Raw genomic sequence first — 4835 nt, forward strand, 5'->3', positions numbered from 1 at the left:
ATATATCCTAATTTTCCCAATTATTATTTTTTCATAAGTTAGTTAACACTATCAAATTTGTGATAGTGTTAACACCTTTGTCTTATTTTTATAAATATCAATGTTTAATTATTACATATAAACTTTACCTTCAGCAACAATTTTAATCTTACCATTTAAGCAAATTTTTTTTATACATCCATTGTCCCATTTAGTAGTAACTTGAAGTTCTCCTCCTGGTTGCTTAACTAAAATGTCTAAGCTCCTCTTTTGTTTTTGCGTTAAGGCTACCGCCAAAGCGGATGTACCTGAAGCGCAACTTTTTTCCCAAAACAAACTATCTGTTCTCTTAACATATACTAATGGCTCCATGTACAATTTCTTATAATCGTAAAACATAACTCCTAATGCTTCAAAGCCTGCATATTCCAGTTTGCTTTTTACTTTTAAAAAAAATCCTTCTTTATCAGATATTCCATCACAATCCACTATTAAGTGAATTATCCCTGGAAACTCTACCAGAAAGCATTTGTATACGATTCCATTGTGATTAACATAAAAATCTTTAGTTGATTTAACTAAAGGCATAACAATTTTAGAATTATATTCGTTGTTGTTTTTTAAACGCTCTACCTCACAATTTATTACTCCGTTAAATCCTGACACTTCTAGTGGAACAATAAATTTTTCATTTCTCATTTCCACACAAGAATAGTTCTTATCCACTAAAATCGCTGCTAGTGACCTTGCAGCATTTCCACAAAACTCTCCCCCCATCATCTGAAGTCTAACACAGTTTTTACTTTTTCCTTCTTCTGTACAATGTTTTTCTATAAAACCAACCTGCTCAGCATTAATGCTTCCATACTCCATAATTTTATTAGCAACATTGATATGAAATTGTCTCGGAACATGATCTAAAATGAAAACTGTCATATTTCCTGCTGGATTTACTTTAATAAAATGCAACTTTATTATTATCACTTCCCTTTATATTTTGATATAAATTTATCTTCTATACCTAAGGCTACTACTAACCTTAACTTCATAAATCAATTTTAACTTCAAAGCGTCAAATAAGTGTCTATTATAATTTACTAACAAAGTTAACTGAAATTTTAAAGTATATACTGCACATTAGTAGCTCATTAAAGTTTTTCTCATCTAAATACATTTATATCTTTGGCATAATCATATTTTCCATTTTTATCTTTCCTTTTATGTAATATTATACCATTACATCTATATTACATCTATTAATTTGGAATTATATTTTGGATTTTCATCTAAATTGTAGTATAATTTGTATAAGGAAGTTTATGGAATTATATGGGAGTGATTTGATGGATTATATATATTGTAAAATGTTTGGTAATTTTAGTGTAACTGTCAATAAGGAGGAAATATTCTTCCCTTACAGTAAAGCTCAAGGCCTATTTTGTTATTTACTACTAAATAAGCAAGATAACAGAGAACATCTTTCAGAACTTTTTTGGGCTAATCAAGAAGAAGGTTACGCCAAAAAGAATCTAAGAAATGCTATCTATAAAATAAATAAATGCTCTAATGTTTCGATATTGGTGTCCCCTCAAAAATCAATAATTATGCTCAATCCAAATATAGAAATAGATGTAGATATATATAAGTTTATGAGAGATGAAAATGAAATAGATGTTTTCAAAGGAGAATTTCTACAGGGATTTTGTCCTAAAAATGCAGAAAATTTTGAAATTTGGATATTAGAAATGCGTGAAAATTTGGAATGTATATATACAGATAGATTGAATAAAAAAATAGAAAAAGAATTACAAAATAGTAATTATAATATAGTTGAAAAATATTCAAAGTTATTAATAAAAATAGATGAATTTAATGAAAATGCTTATGTATATTTACTTGAAAGTTATAAAAAGCAAGGCAAATATACCATAGCAATTGAAGAATACAATAATATTAAGAGATTATTTAAAGATGAATTATCCATTTCTCCTAATGATAAAATATTAAACGTAGTCAATGAAATAGTAGATATTATGAATACAAGGGGCATTAATAAAAACACTGATGAATTTTTCTATGGACGATATAATGAATTGAGAATATTACAAAATGCTTACAATAATTTCAATAAAAATGGATGTTTAAAATCTGTGCTTTTGGTAGGTGAAGCTGGTATAGGTAAAACACGACTTAAAGATAAATTTATAGAAATAGTAGATGAGGATACAACTTATGTTTTAGAAACTTATTGTTTTCAATTTGAAAAAGATTGCATTTTAAAGCCATGGAATGTTATATTATCTAAACTATCTCAAATTATGAAATGTAAAAAAATAAAAATTCCAACTTTATGGGAAAATATTATTGAAAATTGTTTTTCAGGTTTTAATAAATTAAGCAATATAGAACAAGGCATTAAAATTTCAGATAGTAAATATACGTTAAAATATGAATTTATCAGTAATATAATAACTAATATACTTGCTAAAATAGCAGAAACAAAAAAAGTAATACTTATTTTTGAAGATATACAGTGGATTGATAGTGGTAGTTTAAGGATTTTAAGCAGTATGATTTTACATTGTAATACTAATATTTTGTGTTTTATGACCTATAGAAATGAATACAATATCGAAATAGATAAATTCCTAGTTTCAGCAAATAAGCATAATAAAATTTTAAGGCTTGATTTGTTAAGATTTAATAATGTTGAAGTAGAAAATTTTATTAAACTTGTTCTTCCCAAAAAAAATTTTAATAAAGAGATATTAAATAAAATATACAATGAAACTGAAGGAAATGCATTTTTTTTAACAGAATATATTAATACTATAAAATTTAATAGTGATATAAATATTATGTCTTCTAAAATGAAAGATATAATGAAAAGCAGGTTTTTAGATATTTCAGAAGACTGTAAAAACATTTTGAGAATCTCATCTCTATTCTTTGATGAAATTCCATTATACATCTTACATGAACTTACAGGGGAAGAAGAACTTAAAATAATTGATTCAATAGAGGAACTTGAAAATAAATTCATATTAAAAGAAGTTACTAACAATAATGTAATAAGTTTTATGTTTACACATCAGAAGTTAAGAGAATTCATTTATATTAATCTATCCTTGGCAAGAAAAAAAATTCTTCATAATAAGATAGGATATATTATAGAAAAAAGTTTAAAAAATAACAGAGAAGATATAAACATTTACAATAAACTTGTTTATCATTTTTCAAATGCAGATAATAATCTATCAACACTGAAATATAGTATAAAAAGTTTAAATGTATATTTGAATTTTAGCCATGAACTTTATCCAGTATTATATTCTAAAGATGTTAATTTTTATAATAATTTATATTTTAGTAATAACAAAACCATTAAAAGCATAAAGAAAATAGAAATTCTATTATTAAAAGTAAAAAATGATTATAATAGTTCTAAGGAAGTTTTGAGTTTAGAGATCGAATTTTTACATATTAAAGGAAGATATCTTATACGAGAAGGAGATTATGAAAAAGGTGTTAAGTTCATAAGTGAAATGATAGAAAAAGCTAATGAAATTGATGACTCAGATTACTCTATAGAAGGGTATAAGCAAATGATATATTATTGTATACAGACCAATAATATTGATGGAATGATAAAATATGTAAATATAGGTTTAGATAAAGCAGCAGATTGTAATTACCATATGGAAATAGGAGTATTTTTACGATTTAAAGCACTATATAAAAAAATGCAGGGAAAATATAACGAAGCAGAGGAACTGTTTAATGAATCTATAAATGTTTTTAATGTAACTAAAAGTGTAGCTGATAAATATGCCTTAAGTATAGCAGCCGCTTATAACTATATAGGAGATATAAGAAGACAAAACATGAAATTTCAGGAAGCTTTAGAATTTTTTAAAAAAGCAATAAAAATATGTGAAGAAAAAAATATACTTACCAGTCTTTCTATTTTTAATATAAATGCTGGTGAAACATGTTTCAACATGGGAGCGTATTCTGAAGCAAAAACGTATTTTCAAAAGGCTATGGATATATATAAACAATTCGATTTAATGTGGGAAAAGTCTATTGTAGAAGCCTTTATGTCTAAAATAATAATTAATGAAGGAAATTATGAAGGTGCTTTAAAATATTTAAAAAATTCAGATTTACATTCAAAATTGCTAAAAAATCCTCATGAAATTGGAATCGTATATATGGTAAAAGCTCAAATTAAAAATGAAATGAAAAATAATGATAATTTAAATAAAATTTTTAATATATACTTGAATGAAAATTTACAATTCTATTGTAAAAATAGTATTAAATTTTTGACTTCCTCAAAGGATAACTATGAAATAAATTTGCTAAACACCTTAATGAATAAAGATAATATTCTTTAATGATACAATCTGCTATTCTGATGTCTAACATTAGTCCCAGACATCAGAAGCAAATAAGAGGGTGTCTCAAAATGATTGAAAAATTATTTAAAGAGGCATCTTTTTTTCTTTGTTATTTTTAGGTCAAATATCAAAAAAAATCACTTTAATAATATTTAGTTTTAGCTACTTTTTATTTTTGGATATTCTAAAAAGAAGATTCTTGAATCTCCTAATTTTTATATTTTATTTTTAATTTTTAAGATGCTTTTATTTCATGTAACGAAATTCCACACCTATCTTCTTGAATTTTATGGTGAAATTTATTTATGTTATACCCAAAGCATAAAAGAGTAAACTCAGTTTTTACATTGTTTTTTCCTCTTGTTAAAAATCGGTTAACCACATGATCTTCTTTTAAGACTCCAAATGCACCTTCAACTTGAATTGACCTATTAGTTCTTAACATAATTCCTT

Annotated in this window: 3 protein-coding genes; 1 reads left to right on the top strand and 2 read right to left on the bottom strand. The window is 25.0% G+C overall.

Annotated features, from left to right (window positions below):
• Window positions 1–111: 111 nt before the first annotated feature.
• Complete coding sequence (locus Q0649_RS09415) at window positions 112–915, bottom strand: diaminopimelate epimerase (protein WP_298840707.1); 804 nt, start codon at window positions 913–915, stop codon at window positions 112–114.
• A gap of 407 nt (window positions 916–1322) precedes the next feature.
• Here Q0649_RS09415 and Q0649_RS09420 point away from each other — a divergent pair, with 407 nt between their 5' ends.
• Window positions 1323–4379 (top strand): AAA family ATPase, encoded by a 3057-nt coding sequence (locus Q0649_RS09420; protein ID WP_298840710.1) that lies wholly within the window; start codon window positions 1323–1325, stop codon window positions 4377–4379.
• Between the two features lie 238 nt (window positions 4380–4617).
• Here the strand turns inward: Q0649_RS09420 and Q0649_RS09425 are convergent.
• Window positions 4618–4835, bottom strand: a 218-nt coding sequence (locus tag Q0649_RS09425; RefSeq protein ID WP_298840713.1) for a transposase, incomplete at its 5' end; no start/stop codon positions are given.

It is taken from the genome of uncultured Clostridium sp. (assembly GCF_937920395.1).
Taxonomy (GTDB): domain Bacteria; phylum Bacillota; class Clostridia; order Clostridiales; family Clostridiaceae; genus Clostridium_AD.